Raw genomic sequence first — 17840 nt, forward strand, 5'->3', positions numbered from 1 at the left:
TCGTTTTGAGAATCTTTTAGGAGCCTGTAATTAAACGAATATCCTCGCTCTGCAGTGGAACAGAGTAGATACGCACATTCCTCATTCCTCCGTCAAAAGCGTCTTTGCTTCCTTGGTCGCCAAAGGCATCTGTTCCAAATCTTCCACCGTAGCCGCCTGCGCTATCATGGGTTCTTACTAAAGCAAACGAAGCGTTGCCTTCACCGACAAGGGTTCCGTTTATATACAGGCACAGGTTTCCTTCATCATAGGTCATCGCAACATGGCTCCATTGCGCTAGTTCCAGCTGCACTGGCTCACCGGAAACGAATAATTGGTTACCGTTAGAGCAAACCGCTGCTTCCAAACGTCCATCCCGTATACGAAGCGATAGACCGTTTGTTGAATCACCTTCATCCAGCAAAACGTGAGTGCCGGAAACAGACTGCGGCTGAATGTCCATCGTAAAGGATCGCATGGAAAAGGCATCGTGGAAAAAGCCGTACGTTCCCTCCGCTGCAACTCTGACAGGCGAAAAAGTCGGCGTCCTGTACTGTACCAGCAAAGCATACTTATCCAACAGAAGCTGAAGCTCCTGTTCACTGATAGGAAACATGGTTGCATGTCTCGCACGGTAAGGGAACCGAATCATCTCCTCATCCAATTCATTGGACCAGTGGATCATATCTGTAGATTCCATCACGCCGAACTTGCCATAAGCCCAATAATCATAGTACAACAACCATTTCTTCTCGCTGTCCACCCAAAGAAACTCCGGCCCCTCTGTGTAATCCGGTGTTTGAACACCCGCAATCCTTTCATAAGGACCTTCTAGTTGATCAGATACAGTCAAAAAGTTCATCGGCGGATGCGTATATGTTATTGGCTCATAGACATGACTTTCATCTTTAATGGCCATGTAATATTTCCCTTCATGCTCAGCGAGACTTGCGTCAATCGTTTGAAAACCCGGGTCATAGAACAATTCCGTCTTGGAGAATGTTTTCCAATCTTTCGTTCGCGTGCAATAGTGCTTGCTGTTACTAAGGTCTTTGCCTACGCTGGAAGCCCAGTAAATAAGAAAATCCTCCTGAACAGGATCATAGGCAAACTCAGGTGCCCAACTGTTGAAGGTATCTGGAATATCCTTCATGACAGGCAGCGCTTTTTCTTCTTTCCAGTGGATTAAATCATCCGAGGTCGCATATCCGATCGATGGCCCAAGAGGGCGAATCGTAAATACAAGATGCCATTTACCATCTGGCCCCTTGCTAATAAACGGATCTCTCAAAATACCTTCCCCTAAACTGGAGGCCCAGACCGGTTCATTATCGTTAAGTTCATACCAATGCAAGCCATTGCGACTATAGGCATAATGCAATTCTTCAACCTTGTGACTCTGCCCGGGACCAGAGCGAAAATACCCCATGAGAAATGTGCTTTGATGATTATTGCTTGAAGTAAGCATGGATGTTTACCCCTTTCGTGATTGTGTTTAGGTTAAGTATATCGTGGTTTGTACAACATTAAAATGGAGAAAACGGTACGTTAGGTGAGGAAAATGGACATAACAACGTAAAGAATCAAAATTTCATCATCCAGAGACGGTCGGTCGGGTGAGGATTATGGACGCCTATTATTGTTCCATAAAACAAAAACATGCCGTGAAGAATCATTCACAATTCCTGAACAATTCGCGGCATGTTTATTAGATTTTAATAAATTGCTTTCGGAAGTCGCTTGGTCTCACTCCGGTTTTGCTATGGAACAGGTTCGAAAAATAATGGGGATCGACATAACCAAGCTTATAACCAATATCACTTATGGTCAGATGTGTGTCGAGTAGCATCAGTTTAGCGGATTCTATCTTTTTGGAGATGACATAGTTATAGATGGTAGTCCCGATTTCTCTTTTAAACAAGCGATTTATCTGCTTATTGGAAATGCCCATCTGTGAAGAGAGCTGGGTAGGATCGAAAGGATGAAGGATGCTGTTATCCAAAAATTGCTTTATAGCTTGAACCGTTGATGTTAACGCTTCCCCTTTTTTACGTAAAGTTTCGGAGAGGCTGACGATAATTCGCATAAGGATGATCTGAAGCTCACTTTGCATTTCTTCTACTGATTTTTGCTTAGCGCTTTCAATAGCCTCTTTAAACAAGCGCTCCAATCCACTATCGGACGTCACGACATGTAAAAGCAGATGGTAGACTTCAAGCATCTTCAGAATCCAGCTTCCGCTAATGTTTAGCCATATATAACTCCATTGCTCCTTGTGGTCTAGGTCTGAAGCAACTTCATGGTAATAGCCTGCAGGTAGGATGAACATGTCTCCCTGACGAGCCATATAGGCTTGGGGACCGACCTGAACACTGCCTTGCCCTGATAGTACAAAACCGAAAACGGTAATTTTTGAAATCTTTCGAATATTGCGGTAATCCGTATCACAGTAATTAACCCCTAAGAACTGGACGCTCAGAGGAGGCTCTCCTAACGGAGGCAGGTGATATACGGGCCCATGCTTGCCGGGTTTATTTATCATCGTCATTGGACCTCTCTTAACAACTTGGTTCCTAGTTCCCATGACTATATTTTAGCACAATTTCAAGTATGGAGACATGGAGTTGGATGGAAGAAAGAGCATTTAGGTCCTACATCTCCCTTTCCATCCGAGCTATGGTAACGCTATCATTTTATCCGTTCGTCTACTTCCTGACAATACGATGAAAGTGGCTGTCCAAAAAGTAGTCGAAGATGTCTAAGAGATAGGCAGTTCACACAGAGTTTGCCGACTTGTGACGCAATGATGAAAAGTATCGTTACAGCATTAAAACGATGATTGAGCTCCATTGCAACAATGTAAACCATCGTTCCATCAACCTTATATGAACAGTTATTCGCCCAATCTCCCTCGTAACGATGTAAAACATCGATGCAGCAATCGTAATTACCTCAACTTGAATCTAACAATGAAATACATCATTGCAACAAAAGTGGTTGTGCAAAAAGTCGCCGACTTTCGCTTGCCCACAACTTACTGAAGAAAGCGGCAGTGGACGCCAAAAACAAAGGAGCTAAGCACATACAAGCCGCTTAGCTCCTTTTTCATTCAAGTATTCACTATTTTTAAACAATTGGTTCTGTCCCACACATCAATAATGTTACTTTTGAGTCAGCCTCTTGTTCCAAGCGAAAAGCTGAGGTTTATTATTCCATGAAATAATGCTGCTGTTTCCAGCCTAGAACTGCTTTGATCTTAGCATTCGATAGAAAGCTGGCACGTCCAGGCAAATGTTGGACGTGTTTAGCAAGCTCAGGCATAAACCTATGAACTAGCTCTTCACTAGACAGATCGGATGAAGTATCGTCAGCTGCCAAAATGAGTGATTGTGCGCCAAGCCCATCTTTCTCCACAGCCAATCTACAGGCTACTGCCATATCCCTAACATCGATATAGCTCCAAAGAATGCGAATTCGTTCTTCTGGATTAGCGAAGGTTAGCCTTACTCGCGGATAATCCTTCGGTTCCAAAATATTTCCTAGACGGAAGGAAATGACCTGCATGCCTGTCCTGCGATGGAAAGCTTCCCCAGTCATTTCATTAACCATCTTGGATAATCCATAGCTATCTTCCGATAATTGAGGATGGCTTTCATCAATTGGAAGGAAATTCGGCGCGAAAAATTGATTTGCAAACACGATACCATAGGATGATTCGCTGGATGCGAGTACCACCTTGCGGATACCGAGATTCGCTGCAGCCTCCAAGATGTTATACGTATTCATAACATTATTCCGAAATGTCACGTCATTCGGATAAATAAACGCTTCCGGTATCGCAGCGAAATGAATCACCGCTTCCACGGGTTGTCTATTCCTGACACTGTATTGTGATAAGGCATTGTGAACCTGACCCAAATCGTTCAGATCTACAATCTGTGTCTTGCATAAGGGTTCTTCCGGCAGCTTCCAATCCAAATTCAATACCTCATACCCCTGCTCAACCAACTCTTTCACAATCCATTTACCGGCTTTTCCGCTTCCGCCTGTCACGATTATTCGCTTTTTCATCGATATATCGCACTCCTAGTTTCATATCGTCGGCATTACGTTGCCGCCATTCACGGGAATAAATGCTCCCGTAATAAAACTCGCCAAATCTGATGCCAGAAACGCTACCACATTGGCGATTTCCTGATCGGTGCCGCGGCGTTTCAGCGGTACATTGCTTTCATACGACTCTTGGCGTTCCGTAAGATTTTCCCGATCCTTATCACTGATCGTCCAGCCTGGCGCCACTTGGTTAACAGTCACCTGATGTTCGCCGACTTCCTTTGCCAGTACTCGGTACAGCCCGTCCATCCCTCGTTTGCCGCTCACGTAAGCGGATTGGGAAGGGAAGTTTTGCATGGAGCATTCCGTATTAATACCGATAACTCTGCCCTTTTTGCGTTTCACCATGTCCGGCAAGAATGCTTTTGCGAGCAGTACACTTTGTAAAACGCACGATTCAAACTGGCTGATGTAGTCTTCCATTGGCTGATCGAGTACCGATGTCCATTTGTACTGTACAACGGCATTGGCAACGACAATATCTACAGCCCCCGTAAGTCCGAGCGCGCGCTCCTTCATCGCGGTGACCTCATCCGCTTTGGTCACGTCGGCTTGAACAATAACAGCCCGGCTCCCGATACCTTCGATCTCAGCCTGTAACTCTGCCGCCTTCAACTCATTCTGATTGTAGTGAATGACAATATCCGCTCCACATAGAGCCAATGTTCGGGTCATGACACGGCCAAGCTGTCCTGAAGCCCCGGTAATAAGCGCTGTTTGACCTCTCAAATCAATGTTCATAAAGACTCTTCCTCCGATCTGGATGAACGTGTGTTTATAGCAGAGTGTGTCATGCCTTATTCGACAGCTATTGTACGAATTTCCGCAAGTGTAGCTTCATCCAAAGTCACATCAATGGCTGGCAGTACGCTTAAGATGTGGCTCGGCTTCCGAACGCCTACAAGAGCGCTGGTCAAAGCTGGATGAGCGAGATCATACGCAATGGCAAGCTGAGGCATGGTCATGCCGAACCGGCTCGCGATAACTTTCAACTTCTCGACGCGATCCACGTTTTTCCTCAAACCTTCCCCGGTATGTGCAGCGTTGCGGGAGCGCCAATCATCATCTGAGAATTTGGTGTCGTAGGTATAATTTCCTGACAGGAGACCTGAAGTTAGCGGACTGTAGGCGACGACACCGATACCTTTCTCCAGACAGAACGGCAGAATTTCCTTCTCAACGGCAGGCCTCAGGATGGAATACGGCGGCTGAAGAGAATCAACATGTCTTACGGAAAGCGATGCTTCCAATAACGAAACATTGTAATTGCTTACGCCTACATAACGTACTTTTCCATCTTGTACAAGCTTATCCATGGCGCGCATAGTCTCTTCCGCCGGAGCATTAGCATCTGTATCCGGCCAGTGCATTTGGTACAAATCGATATAATCGGTACCGAGACGACGCAGCGATGCTTCCGCTTCGCGTAGGATGGAATCGTAGGTTCCGTTCTTGGAAATGTTTTGGTTCTCATCCCAAACCAGACCGCATTTGGTCGCCAACACCACTTTGTCACGGTCGCCCTTTAACGCTTTCCCGATAACTTCCTCGGAATGGCCCAGACCATAGACAGCCGCAGTGTCAAAAAAGTTGATCCCGTTGTACAAAGCAACGCGCACGCTTTCGGCTGACTGATCATCGTCCTGGTTGCCCCAAGCGCTGGCCCAGCCTCCTCCACCGATTGCCCAAGAGCCGAAGCCAATAACTGAAATTTCCGGACCATTCTTGCCAAGTTTACGATATCTCATGAGTATAACTCCTCTATTTTTTAAAATATTCCGCTCGTTTCATAAAAATCTGCTCGACGCGTTCAACAATTTTCCCGTCCTGCTCGGATTGTTGTTTCACTTCGTTCCATTCCTTGTCCTGCGAGAAAGTTTCCCACTGTCTTGTCCGTTCCTCCATGCTTTCGTATTTCATCGTGTAATATAGCTTGGGTTGTTCCTCCAAATCGTCCTCCCAGAAATCACACACCTGCATGCCGAGTCTGGCAAAAATACCAAACGTATGATCGGAAAAGCGCTTTCGAATCGCATCTATTCTTCCGGGAAGAATCGTATAAATTCTCAATTCGTAAATCATTCGTCATTCACCTCCGATCACGTACATTTTCAATTATAAATAATGATTTCTGTCATGAGAAGAAGTGAATAAATTTAAACTAAGTTACTTTAAGTTAACTGTAGGCATAAAATAGGCAATAAATCAGATCACCAGTTGCTAAGATGTGCCCCGGCCTATGCAAATACTACGCGGTTGCTTTCGTGGAAAAATGAGAAAAAACGGCCCATGTTCGCATCTATTTCGCGATAGGCCGTCTTTATTTTTTTTGATATTTTTTTGTTGGATTAAATATTAAATTACAAAAGCTGATGTGATGATGACCAAAAGAATAAAAAGAACCAAGATAAATGCGCTTGAACGTCCATAACCTTCATAACCTACTGCTCCCATGTGTACTCATTCCCCTCGGTGATTTTTCACTACGGTATAATTATATGTACGGTACATACTGCTTGCTTGGACGTTTGCCACTGGGAGGCAAACGCCCAGGAAAAGCGAAAACGTATATAAGTAACGGCAAGTTATGTCCGCCATATAAAAGCCCTTACTGAGAGGGCTTGATGCATTCTTTTAACCTAGCAAAGTTCAACTTTCGATGACTCAAGGTTAACAGGAATATGCGGGTCCAGTCTCAGCTTTCACCGATTGTATATCTCAATAATTTTTTATCATTTACACACAATACTTGTTCTTATTTTTGAAAAAGCAGTTCGATTCCCTCAGTAGTCCCATGATTAATTTTGCTCTGAATTGACAGTTACCTTGATCTTGGACGAAGATAACCAAGCCTTGGTTGGATTGATTTTGGAATGATATTTGTATCCCCCCCCCATTAGGCATAGACTCTATCTTCAAAAACGACCACCATCCTGATTGTGTATAGCGTTACCTTATCTAATCCGATATTCTTGGAAATATTTAGGGATAATTGTCGTCGAAGCACCTGGCATTTGAGGCAGTACATAATGCCCTTCCTTCACCGTAGCCGGCTCTTCAAAAATATGACGAATCCATGGAATGTACTCAAGCATAATTGCATTTTGTGTAGATGCTACAAGGTGTTGGTGAATTTGGCCCATATCACCCACGTGCGGACAGATCGGCACATCATAAGAAGCTGCTAAACCTGCTACTTGCAGCCATTCTGTAATACCCCCGACACGCGTTACGTCAACTTGGCAATATTCAATTGCGCCTTGGTGAATATAATCTCTGAACGCATATTTGTTATAGACATGCTCTCCTAAAGCAATCGGAACATTTAACTCGTCTGCTAGCTTTTTGTGGCCCATAATGTCATCAGGATTAAGTGGCTCTTCCAACCAGAACAAATCGAATTCTTCAAGCTTTTTGCCCCACGTCATTGCGGTATTAATGTTCCACTGTTGATTGACGTCGATCATGAATATCACATCGTCACCAATCGCCTTACGTACTGCCTTACAACGATCATAATCCTCACGCGAATCCGGTTTACCGACTTTGATTTTAACACCCGTAAAGCCTGACTCTACAATTTCAGCACAATCTTTAACCAAACGCTCTTTCGACCAGTTCAACCAGCCGCCGTTCGTATTATAGGCTTTAATCGGTTTCGATTTCGCCCCGCCAAGGTACTGCCATAGCGGCTTATTGGAAGCTTTTGCCATAATGTCCCATATCGCGATATCCACAGCTGCAAGCGCCATGTGCGTTACGCCGGATCTGCCGATCCAGTGCATTTTGCCAAAACGCATGTCATTCCATAGTTCTCGTACCATAAATGGATCTTTCCCAACCAAAAGCGGCGCATAGTATTTATCGATCGTATCGACGATCATATCATCACCATGGGCACAAGTACCTGTGTAACCGTATCCAACAAAGCCTTCGTCTGTATAGATGCGAACACCAGCTAATCCCCAGTGTGTAGCTACGTTGATGGCGTCTGTAATTGGCGGTGTAATCGGTACATGCAAAACAAAGCTTTCTACTTTTGTAATTTTCATTGAATCCATCTCCCTAGTTTTTATGAGTACATTCTATTAGTAGCCAAGTGAAGCTCCACCATCGACGGGAAGAGCAACACCTGTAATGAAACCGGATTGAGCGCTTGCAAGAAACAACGCAGCTTGAGCAATTTCTTCCGAAGTTGCCGGTCGGCCAATGGGATGCATATCATTCAAAATCTGAATCGTCGCAATCGGATCATCCTGCTCTTGAATCCAATTCTGCAGCAGAGGAGTAGAGACACCGGCCGGGCAAATACAATTCACCCTGACGCCATCTGGCGCATAGTCGAGTGCTAATGCCTTGGTCATGGCGACGACACCGCCTTTCGTTGCAGCATAAACGGGATTCATCTTTTGCCCAACCAAACCGTTTAGGGAAGCCATGTTAACGATAGCACCACGCGTTTTTCTTAATTCAGCAATGGCGTGCTTGATCATCAGGAACACACTTTTCAAATTGATATGGAAGAGTCGATCCCACTCCTCCTCCTCGACGTCTTCCAGAAACTTAGGTAAAATAACCGCTGCATTATTGACTAGTACATCTAGCTGCCCAAACCTATGTAGGGTTTCTTGAATAAGCTCCCGGACATCCGAATCTCTTGAAACATCGACTTTTACCGCCACGACTTGATGTCCGGAAGATGTTAATTCCTCAGCTAGCTGCGATGCCCCCTTCTCATTCCAGTCGGCTATGATAACCGCTGCGCCTCGCTCAGCGAACAAGCGGACAATCGCTTCGCCGATACCCGAGCCGCCTCCCGTTACAATGGCTACCTTACCTTGTAGGTTCATTATCGTTGCCTCCATTCTTTCAAATCATATATCGTGTGTCGCGGGCGAGTTGATCAATATTGATTTTTCCACCAGAAGTAATTTCATGGTTAAGGATTCGTTCCTTTATTAATGTATAGATTTCATCGGTTAATACATAGCGGCTTAGGCTCTTTTTCATATCAATTGCCTCAATATCTTGATGGGATTTATGTTATTAATTTCCACTTCACTCATATCGTATATCATACATGATTTATTCGATGAAATAAATAGATTTTCTGATGCAAAGAAAAAAAGCAGTCCGATGCGTGAACATTTTGGCGCTTCTTTTCGTATTTGTACTTTTCTCCTTCCTTGGGATAGCGGATTAAGCTTCCATATACTTTGAATTCAATCAAGTTTGTCGATTTTGTTAGTCTATTAATCCCTTTCCGTTGACTTATACAGTTTTTTCAAAACATTTCTTGCCCCTTCTCCCTCGGGCCAACTATTCATTTTTCTGAAATCTGTATTGTCTGTAATCTGATCTATATTACCAATCAAACATTTGTGGGATAACTTTTTAATGTCTGAATCACTGATTTTATTTGCTATGAGGCTAGCAACTTCTGAACCATTCATTACTTTAAAGGGACGATCAAAAAAGAATGAAACTTCTTCAGGAATCCTTTCTGTTATCCCAAGTCCATTATGCATTCTTGATAAATGTGTGTAAGCATTATTCAATGCATGCTCACGTTCTCTCCAATGAGTTCCTGTTTGAGCCTCCCATAAATAAGGCATCATTTGATCACTGCACTTCAGATGCTTAAATGCCGTTCCAAACCATTTTGGATACGGAGCATATTGACGCTCCATAAAAAAGCAGAGATTCATAATATCTCGAATAAGGCGTGAAGCTATAATTCCTGAGCCAAGCTCGTCACCAATAAAACCAGAACGCAGCATCAGATGTTCTTCTTGACCGATTCGCTGCCAACTGGATGCCATAAGGTACAACCAAATATCCGGAGGGTAATATTCAAATTTATTGCGTAACGCGGAAAGTTGACCGTTATCGTCCTTATATACTTCTCCCCTAATTATTTCGAGAAGTGATTGTGAAGGAAACGTAAGCCAATCCACTAATTCGAATGGTTCATTTATGTTAATAGCCAAGTAATTTTCGATGAAACTCGGCACCGTTGTAATTAGACTCTTCCTTAAATCGATCGGGAAGCCATAGAACTGTTCCGGAGCTCTCTCTTGCAGAGATATTCGTATTTGTTCTGAATATCCAACATCTTGTTGGTTAAGAAAAAGATATGTTCGAGGCACCCAATCGTGATCCGTTGACATCTCCGTATCATATCCGAGTACTTCACTACCGGGACCGATAAGAGCTGATGAATAGGATAAGAAAGAATAGGAATCCGTCATTACAGGTTCGACGATTTCCATATGAAACCGACGGCATAATTCTATTCCTTTAATAAAAGACATTCGCCACGCCTCCTTATTCGTCGTCCAGTTCTTCATACAGTTTAACACCAGTTAAGCCCGGTGTCGGCATGTCTTTTAGACAAACCTCACCGGGCATTCCTAACATTTTATACTCAAACTACTTTTGAGCCGACCGCTTCTTGTACTCTGCATTCATTTCTTCTATTATTTTTTGATAATTAGCGTCCTTTTTAAGCTGTTCGACGTATTTATCCCATTCCTCCATAGGAATTTTTCCGATAATGACCTGCGTTTTCATATCCGCAATTTTCTTCGTGTAGTCTGCCCCCATCTTAAGCTCCGTCTCAGAAACCAAACCAATGGCCGGATCACCAGTAGAAATTTTGCCTCTTTCTTCAGCAATTTTCATGTTTCTTTGATAAATCTCTTTAGGCATACCTGCCGCATATTGCCATAAATCCACCACAGGCGTGCTGAACATTTTCCCCCAAGAAGCGGTTCCTACACTGTCTGCTACGGCCTTGTCGTTAGCTACCTTCAGACCGTCCACAACACTGTAATGAACATCTTTAATACCATAAAGTGTCAAATCGAGACCATCACCACCTGAGCCGTAATTAATGAATTTCAAGATAGCTTTCATCTTTTCCTCAGGCACTGTTTTCGGTATAGCCAGAACGCCATTCATGCCAGTGCTCTGAGATACGTATGCCTTTCCTCCGGCTTTAGGACTTAAGGACACCATTGGGGTCCATGCTACATTCGGGTCTTTCTTCCATTGGTCCAATGTATATCGGAACAACGCCTCAGGAGTTTCTACTGTAACCCCTGCTCTTCCGCTAGTTGCGAGCTCCCAAAATTGTGTTTCTTTCAGGACAGGGAAATCTTGCGGAATCAATCCTTCTTGATACAATTTGCGTTGATAATTTAATGACTCCTTTACCTCAGGCTCAAGATTCATGTTGATGAGCTTGCCATCCTTCTCTTTCCATTTGCCAACCGTCCCTGTAAACACTTCCTCTATAACATTTGCGCCTCGCATTGTGAAGCCTACCGTATCTTTTTTACCGTCAGGTGCCTGATCCTTGAAAGCCTTCATTACGGTATAAAGCTCATCCATCGTCTGAGGCATTTTCATGCCGAGCTTATCCAACCAATCTTTACGAATAGAGAAGAATCCTCCCCCGTTCAGAGGCCGTCCGGCTGGAACTGCATAGTTTTTGCCATCGATTTTAGTATTGTTCCATACTTTAGGATCTAGTGACACTAAGTTCGGATAGTCCTTTACAAAAGGAGTCAGATCCCAGAATGCGCCCTGCTTCACCATTTGACGGAATAAAGGAGTTGTGATGCTTGGGATTTTAATTAAATCAGCAATATCCCCTGCAGCCAGCGCCACATTAACACGATCCGCATAATCGCCCCCTGGCACCCATTGAACCGTCAGCTTCGTATTGGTTCTTTTCTCAAACTCCTTCAGCACCGGATTATCGGGTGATGGAGGCTGAGCTATCGTGTAGTCCGCCATGATTCTGATCTCAGATGGCTTGCCAGGTTCTTTGGCCTCCCCTTTCCCGCTCGCCTCGTTGGTGGGTGCAGTTGTCGGGCTGGAGCATCCTGCAGCAAGTGAAGAACAAATAACTAGGATGGATAAAAAGGTCGTTGCCGGCTTCTTCAGAATACCTGTATCACACATTTTCATAGTTATTTCATCCTCCTCATATCATCGTTGAAACGCTCACAAGGTACGCATGACTATACGATCCAACCGTTTTCACGGACCTTACTAGTATAGTTAGCTTCGTCTATATGCAATCCGAACCCCGGAGCGGAGGATACTTCTATTCTGCCATCCTTAATCGAATAGCCGGACGTATCAATTCCTGGAATTTCGGCCTGATCCCATTCTACAAACATAAATCCTTCAATAGCAGGATACACCTGGGCGGAAGCAAAGTTGCCATAGAAGCCGCCGTAATTATGCGGAGCCGCTTTAACACCGCTTTTGGCAAGTCTTTGGCTAAGCTTCAACCAGTTGACAATGCCATAGTCCTTCAAATCATACTGGATGGCATCGATCAGGCCTTGCTCCGCCCATTCAACGATAGGTCCGGCTGCTAGTCCCTCCCCATCCGTAATTAGAACATTTAGCTTCTGTTCGGCCAGCCATTCCTTTAGATTACGGTACAGCCTGTCATCCTCATGAAAGGCTTCCTCGATCCAGAGCAGCTTGGACTGAGCCGTCTCTTTCAATACGTGCTTTGTCAGGTTCAGATTGTATCCGTTGTTTGCATCGATGGAGATATGACAGTCTGGACCTACCACATCTCTGATCCCATTGACGATGGCGATATCTCTTTTCGTACCCTCCATCAAATCCATATGCATGGCGCCGCGGCCCACTTTGATTTTGAAGCCCCTGAATCCTTCATTATAGCCCTGCATTGCTTCTTCTTGAAGTAAGCGTACCGCATCGGTCTCTGAGCTCAGATGTAGGTCATCAAAATAAAGGGAAGTATCATAGCATGGAACACTCAGCGGAGTTGTCCACTGTTTATTCGTCAGCAGCTCATAGACTGGAACTTCCCTTACATGTCCAAGCCAATCGAATAGCGGGAACTGAATTTTCTGAAAGCGATCCTGAATCCAATGCTCCTCCGAGAAGATCTCGTTAACAGTTGCCCCAATCAAATCTTTTGCGGCTTCACACGAAATATTGGACCAACCATAACCTGCAATTCCACCTATTGTAATCCGGAGCAGCGGGAAGCTGACTTCTTTGCCGTGAACTCCCAGTCTAGCATTACAGCCTGCCAATCTCCGGCGTTCCCCCTTCATAAGCACACGCTCAATTTTCTCAATTCGCCAGCTGCTTTCCAAGTTATTTTTCATTTTTTCATTCTCCTTTTCTTATGTGTATAGTATCTTTTTTCATTTTAATAATAGAGCGTGCCTATCCTTTGACAGACCCTAACATAACTCCTTTGGTAAAATGCTTTTGCAAGAAAGGGTATACCATTAATATGGGAAGGGTGGATACAACAACAGCGGCCATCTTGATCGTTTGAGTAGGAAGCTGTTTATCCGAAGCCATTTCCACTGCCGACGCTCCCCCCATTGCGGTATCGGAGTCAATGAGCATATTGCGTAAAACGATCTGTAAAGGCACTTTCGTAAAATCATTTATATAGAGTACAGCGCTAAAGAAGGTATTCCAGTAGGCTACGGCATAAAATAACCCGAACGCAGCGAGCGAAGCGGCAGAAAGCGGCAATATAATTCTGAAAAAAATGCTCAAGTCATTACAGCCATCTATCAAAGCCGCTTCCTCCAGCTCAACAGGGATGCTGTCAAAGAAGCTCTTCATTAGGATCACATACCAGCCGCTGGTCAAAACAGGAATGATCAAGGACCACACACTGTTGATTAGACCCAAATCACGCACCAACAGGTAGATAGGGATAATCCCAGGATTAAAAAGAATCGTGAACATAACCAAGAACAGCATCAGCTTTCTGCCACGCAGTCTTTTCCGGGATAACCCGAATGAGAAGGCGGATGTCACTATGAGGCTTAAGACGGTCCCAACCGTTGCGAGAAAAGTGCTGATTCCGGTAGCCCGTATAAAAGCCGAAGTAGACATTAAATACTCATAGGAGCTTAAGCTCCATTTGCTCGGAAAAAGTACAAATCCATACTTTTCGATGTATTCATGAGGCTCCGTAAAGGAAACGACGAATACATAGTACAAGGGAAACAAGGTAACGATTCCAACCATAACCAGCAGCACGATGTTAGCTATGCCAAATAGGCGATCCCCTAGGCTTTCTCTCATTTCTGGCTCCCTCCTAAAAGTTTTCTTAGAAGCTTACTCGTAACTCCATCTGCCTCTCCTTAATACACACCTTCTTCTCCAAAACGCTTCGCCATCCAGTTGGCACCAACAACAAGCGCTAATCCAATAACAGATTTAAATAAACCGACGGCTGTTGTATAGCTGAATTGACCCTGCTGAATGCCGTTTCGGTATACATAGGTTTCAAATACGTCAGAGACATTCGATACCGCCGCATTAGACATCAGAAACACCTGTTCAAAACCAACATCCATAATATGACCGAGCCGCAAAATTAATAAAATAATAATGACATTGCGAATACCCGGCAGTGTTATGTGCCAGATTTGCCTTATCCGGTTTGCTCCATCCATCTTCGCTGCTTCATACTGCTGAGAGTCGATTCCTGTTATGGCAGCCAGAAAAATAATGGTTCCCCAGCCGGTATCCTTCCATATATTCTGTCCTGTAAGCAACCCCCAGAAGAAGCTCTCGCTCGTTAGAAAAGGAACCTTACTGTATCCCATGTATTCGAGCATCAGGTTGATGATGCCATTGGACTGGGAAAACAGTAGAAAAGAGATCCCTGCGATAATAACCCAGGACAGAAAATGCGGTAGATACACAACGGATTGAATAACTCGCTTAACATATTTGTTTCCCACCTCATTCATGCAAAGCGACAGAACTATAGGTAAAGGAAAGAAGAACACCAAGCTTAGTAAGCTGATCATCATCGTATTTCGAAACAGAATGTAGAAGCTTGGATTTGTGAAAAATCGGATAAAGTTCTCGCCCCCTACCCAAGTGCTTTTCAATACGCCCAGATATGGGGAGTAATCTTGAAAGGCTATGACGATGCCCCACATCGGATAATATTTGAAAATAAGAAAATAAAGGATTCCCGGTAACACCAGCAGATATAAATACTTATCACGTCTAAGATCTGACCAGAGCATCGTCTTCCTTTTTCTTTTGGCAAGTGGCTGTGAAATGGACTTCGTTACTTCAATCGCCATCTCCCTTTTCCCCCTTTCTTGTTCATACAATGATTAGCTGCTGTCTTCATTTCCTAAGGCATTTCCTTTAACATTTGAAGTGAATAGATTGATTCCCCCTCTTCCATTTGGCAGTCTGTGCTGTGTGATCTGGTGACATCTCAAACTTTAGAGCGCTTTCAATCAAACCGCAATAATAATAAATTATCGCTATGTCTTTTAAAAATTTCCGGCCATCGTCTTTTTTTGAAATGAACAAAAAAAGCCCTTCATACCGTATGAAGGGCGCCTTATTACGCAGACGAATCTGCTTGATTTCCTTGGGTGTGCTTTTCGCGATACTGCCTCGGAGTAATCCCTTCACTTTTCTTAAAGATACGAATTAAATGGGAAGGTTGATAGTGAAGCAGCTCAGCAATGTCATTAATTTTCATGTCCGATGTGACCAACAGTTCTTTACATTTCTCAATTCTTAAACGAATAACAAAATCGATAAAATTAGTGCCATGGATATGCTTGAACGCTTTACTGAGCTTGGATGAGCTCAACTGCAATTGCTCCGCATACATGTCAAGTGAGATATCAAGGAGAATGTCATTCTCGATTTGCCTCATCAGCTTATCCATGATTTCTCTCGTATTGCTATCATAAGCTATGCTGAGCGTTTTGATAAAAGGGTGAATCAACTTCCCTTGAAACCAGTCAACAATTTGCTCCGGCTCCGATATCTGCATCAGCTGCTCATAGAGATGAACCCCTTCATATAACGTGTACAGGTTCACATCATGCTTGATGATCGTATCGTGCAGAGTGCCTAACAGCTTCATCATCCCTTGATGAACCATTAATTCGGTGCTGTTGTTGCTCTGCAGCTCATGCATAAATTGCTTAATAAGACGTACTGCTTCCTCTTCAAGACCCATGTTTACCGCATGCACGATATCTCTTTCTAGTTCCGATGGAAAATGCTTCTGACTCGTTGGCTCCATCATAAATTGATTCATGTCCAGCATTTGGTTGGAAGTATGGAGATCCCGGAAACGCAGCGCTTTGCGTGTTTGATCGAGCACACTCGGCATCTCCAGGATAGAATCGGAAATTCTTCCCATAACAATCGTAATCTTGAGACGAAGAACGTTATTCACCGCAACGATATAGTCATGAGCCAGCTTATTGAGTACGGCCTTAATCTCCTCATTGGAATAGCTTTTGTCCAGTACGAAGAAAACACCTGCCGACAAATCCTGAAAGTTGATGACGTGGACCATCTTCAGCTTCTCTGAGCAAAGTTCCAAAATGATATTGGAAGCAGCGAACGTAATAAGCTGCGCATCCCGCTCCATAAATTTCCCGCCTAGCTCCGAAAGGCCGTGCAGCTGCGCGACCATAACAGCAAACCTTTTATCCTTAACATCCCAATCCAGCTGCTTCATCTTGTCGATAAGCTCTGATTCCGTGTGGGTGTAAAGATGACCCTGCAAAAATTGCAGAATAAAGCTTTCCCGCAGCGCTGGAATGGATTGTTTGATTCTTAAAGCTAGCGCTTGCTGTTCTTCCAAATGCTGCTTCCATTGATTTTCAATATAAATAATTTCATCCTTTTCTTCTGTCCTACCATTTTTAGAAGTCTCGAACAATCTCTTCAATCGATGGATCGGGGCATACATTTTATTGGAAGCGAACCATGACAGGAGTAGCCCAATTGAAAGTCCTACTATACTGATCCATAAAATGAGACTGGATAAGTAAGTCACGGGAGCTGTGATTTGTGACATCGGAGTTGCGGAAACAACCGTCCATTTGCTGCCTAGCTTAGCTATTTTCCCATACGAAACTGTATAGGTTTTATGCTGACAGTCAAATTTGAACATATGCTCATTAAAATTTTCTTCCATAATTCGTTTTTTTAACGCATCCTCCAGAGTCAGCTGATGAACGTTCTCCCCTTGAACAGGAGGTGTAGTTAAAAAGTCACCATATTCGTTAAATAAAAAAGCAACCCCTTCTCCTGAAACGAGCTTATGTACCATCGCATTTAATTTATCCTGATCCAAATAAATAATAAATGCGCCGTAAGAGCCGTACATTTGTCCCCCGGGAAGCTTGATAATGATGGCTTTATTCTGGGATTCCGGTCTATTGATCTTTCTTAATGAATAATCCCAATAGATCGTTCGCTCTTTATCCAACAAGGCATTCAGGACCCTCCGGTCCTCTTCGCTTCCTATGGATTGAAATCCGACCTCATCGCCAATCAGTTTATTGGCATCACGCAGATATAAGCCTACACTGTTAATAAGAGAATTCGATTCGGTTATTAATGAGAACGTTTTCATTAATTCGTTTGTTTTACTGAATTCTTGAATTAAATCCATATGCTCTAGCATTTCGTCCAAGCTTCGATCGAAGGCAAGCCTCACGACAGAATGCTCCAGATTAATCAAGTAATCATTCATTTGCTGAATCGACTGATTGAGCTGATTCTGGTGAGCTCTGTTCACTTCCGCTTCGATTCGGCTTGTTCCCATGGAATATAGAATGGCGCCTATGAAAGCAATAGGGATGCAGGTAATCAGTAGAACCAGGCCTAAATTTTTCCAGAAAATAATCCCTCTACTTTTACCTTTCGCCTTGCTCAAT

16 protein-coding genes are annotated in these 17840 nt (G+C 43.8%); all 16 read right to left on the minus strand.

What is annotated here, in order from left to right; all coding sequences use genetic code 11:
• Positions 1-16: 16 nt before the first annotated feature.
• Positions 17-1447, minus strand: a complete 1431-nt coding sequence (locus QFZ80_RS21930; protein WP_307554172.1) for a LamG-like jellyroll fold domain-containing protein — start codon at positions 1445-1447, stop codon at positions 17-19.
• Positions 1448-1687: 240 nt separating this feature from the next.
• Positions 1688-2521, minus strand: a complete 834-nt coding sequence (locus QFZ80_RS21935; protein ID WP_307554170.1) for a helix-turn-helix domain-containing protein — start codon at positions 2519-2521, stop codon at positions 1688-1690.
• A 665-nt stretch (positions 2522-3186) separates the two neighbouring features.
• Positions 3187-4050, minus strand: a complete 864-nt coding sequence (locus tag QFZ80_RS21940; RefSeq protein WP_307560994.1) for an NAD-dependent epimerase/dehydratase family protein — start codon at positions 4048-4050, stop codon at positions 3187-3189.
• Between the two features lie 21 nt (positions 4051-4071).
• Positions 4072-4833, minus strand: a complete 762-nt coding sequence (locus QFZ80_RS21945; protein WP_307560998.1) for an SDR family NAD(P)-dependent oxidoreductase — start codon at positions 4831-4833, stop codon at positions 4072-4074.
• A gap of 56 nt (positions 4834-4889) precedes the next feature.
• Positions 4890-5840: an aldo/keto reductase gene (locus QFZ80_RS21950; RefSeq protein ID WP_307554164.1), complete on the minus strand. Its 951-nt coding sequence runs from the start codon at positions 5838-5840 to the stop codon at positions 4890-4892.
• Between the two features lie 13 nt (positions 5841-5853).
• Complete coding sequence (locus QFZ80_RS21955) at positions 5854-6174, minus strand: NIPSNAP family protein (RefSeq protein ID WP_307561000.1); 321 nt, start codon at positions 6172-6174, stop codon at positions 5854-5856.
• A gap of 273 nt (positions 6175-6447) precedes the next feature.
• A complete protein-coding gene (locus QFZ80_RS21960) occupies positions 6448-6546 on the minus strand; it encodes a YjcZ family sporulation protein (RefSeq protein ID WP_307554160.1) in 99 nt (32 codons plus the stop codon).
• A gap of 500 nt (positions 6547-7046) precedes the next feature.
• Positions 7047-8144: a mandelate racemase/muconate lactonizing enzyme family protein gene (locus tag QFZ80_RS21965; RefSeq protein ID WP_307554158.1), complete on the minus strand. Its 1098-nt coding sequence runs from the start codon at positions 8142-8144 to the stop codon at positions 7047-7049.
• A gap of 36 nt (positions 8145-8180) precedes the next feature.
• Positions 8181-8942, minus strand: coding sequence for an SDR family NAD(P)-dependent oxidoreductase (locus QFZ80_RS21970; protein WP_307554156.1), 762 nt, complete (start codon positions 8940-8942; stop codon positions 8181-8183).
• Positions 8943-8961: 19 nt separating this feature from the next.
• Complete coding sequence (locus tag QFZ80_RS21975) at positions 8962-9102, minus strand: hypothetical protein (RefSeq protein ID WP_307554154.1); 141 nt, start codon at positions 9100-9102, stop codon at positions 8962-8964.
• Between the two features lie 242 nt (positions 9103-9344).
• Complete coding sequence (locus QFZ80_RS21980) at positions 9345-10406, minus strand: DUF4037 domain-containing protein (protein ID WP_307554152.1); 1062 nt, start codon at positions 10404-10406, stop codon at positions 9345-9347.
• A gap of 118 nt (positions 10407-10524) precedes the next feature.
• The gene (locus tag QFZ80_RS21985; RefSeq protein WP_307554150.1) at positions 10525-12069 is read right to left on the minus strand and encodes an extracellular solute-binding protein; all 1545 of its coding nucleotides are present in this window, start codon (positions 12067-12069) and stop codon (positions 10525-10527) included.
• A gap of 53 nt (positions 12070-12122) precedes the next feature.
• A complete protein-coding gene (locus tag QFZ80_RS21990) occupies positions 12123-13259 on the minus strand; it encodes an enolase C-terminal domain-like protein (protein ID WP_307554148.1) in 1137 nt (378 codons plus the stop codon).
• 61 nt (positions 13260-13320) lie between these two features.
• Positions 13321-14202, minus strand: a complete 882-nt coding sequence (locus tag QFZ80_RS21995) for a carbohydrate ABC transporter permease (RefSeq protein ID WP_307554146.1) — start codon at positions 14200-14202, stop codon at positions 13321-13323.
• Positions 14203-14261: 59 nt separating this feature from the next.
• Positions 14262-15221, minus strand: coding sequence for an ABC transporter permease (locus QFZ80_RS22000; RefSeq protein WP_373460135.1), 960 nt, complete (start codon positions 15219-15221; stop codon positions 14262-14264).
• Between the two features lie 272 nt (positions 15222-15493).
• A complete protein-coding gene (locus QFZ80_RS22005; protein WP_307561003.1) occupies positions 15494-17839 on the minus strand; it encodes a helix-turn-helix domain-containing protein in 2346 nt (781 codons plus the stop codon).
• Between the last annotated feature and the right edge of the window lies 1 nt (position 17840).

The sequence above is a fragment of the Paenibacillus sp. V4I7 genome (assembly GCF_030817275.1).
Lineage (GTDB): Bacteria > Bacillota > Bacilli > Paenibacillales > NBRC-103111 > Paenibacillus_E.

Bases quoted from the DNA above. Each gene is read 5' to 3' on its own strand.
- QFZ80_RS21930 (WP_307554172.1), bottom strand. From the start codon at position 1,447: ATGCTTACTTCAAGCAATAATCATCAAAGCACATTTCTCATGGGGTAT.
- QFZ80_RS21935 (WP_307554170.1), bottom strand. From the start codon at position 2,521: ATGATAAATAAACCCGGCAAGCATGGGCCCGTATATCACCTGCCTCCG.
- QFZ80_RS21940 (WP_307560994.1), bottom strand. From the start codon at position 4,050: ATGAAAAAGCGAATAATCGTGACAGGCGGAAGCGGAAAAGCCGGTAAA.
- QFZ80_RS21945 (WP_307560998.1), bottom strand. From the start codon at position 4,833: ATGAACATTGATTTGAGAGGTCAAACAGCGCTTATTACCGGGGCTTCA.
- QFZ80_RS21950 (WP_307554164.1), bottom strand. From the start codon at position 5,840: ATGAGATATCGTAAACTTGGCAAGAATGGTCCGGAAATTTCAGTTATT.
- QFZ80_RS21955 (WP_307561000.1), bottom strand. From the start codon at position 6,174: ATGATTTACGAATTGAGAATTTATACGATTCTTCCCGGAAGAATAGAT.
- QFZ80_RS21960 (WP_307554160.1), bottom strand. From the start codon at position 6,546: ATGGGAGCAGTAGGTTATGAAGGTTATGGACGTTCAAGCGCATTTATC.
- QFZ80_RS21965 (WP_307554158.1), bottom strand. From the start codon at position 8,144: ATGAAAATTACAAAAGTAGAAAGCTTTGTTTTGCATGTACCGATTACA.
- QFZ80_RS21970 (WP_307554156.1), bottom strand. From the start codon at position 8,942: ATGAACCTACAAGGTAAGGTAGCCATTGTAACGGGAGGCGGCTCGGGT.
- QFZ80_RS21975 (WP_307554154.1), bottom strand. From the start codon at position 9,102: ATGAAAAAGAGCCTAAGCCGCTATGTATTAACCGATGAAATCTATACA.
- QFZ80_RS21980 (WP_307554152.1), bottom strand. From the start codon at position 10,406: ATGTCTTTTATTAAAGGAATAGAATTATGCCGTCGGTTTCATATGGAA.
- QFZ80_RS21985 (WP_307554150.1), bottom strand. From the start codon at position 12,069: ATGAAAATGTGTGATACAGGTATTCTGAAGAAGCCGGCAACGACCTTT.
- QFZ80_RS21990 (WP_307554148.1), bottom strand. From the start codon at position 13,259: ATGAAAAATAACTTGGAAAGCAGCTGGCGAATTGAGAAAATTGAGCGT.
- QFZ80_RS21995 (WP_307554146.1), bottom strand. From the start codon at position 14,202: ATGAGAGAAAGCCTAGGGGATCGCCTATTTGGCATAGCTAACATCGTG.
- QFZ80_RS22000 (WP_373460135.1), bottom strand. From the start codon at position 15,221: ATGGCGATTGAAGTAACGAAGTCCATTTCACAGCCACTTGCCAAAAGA.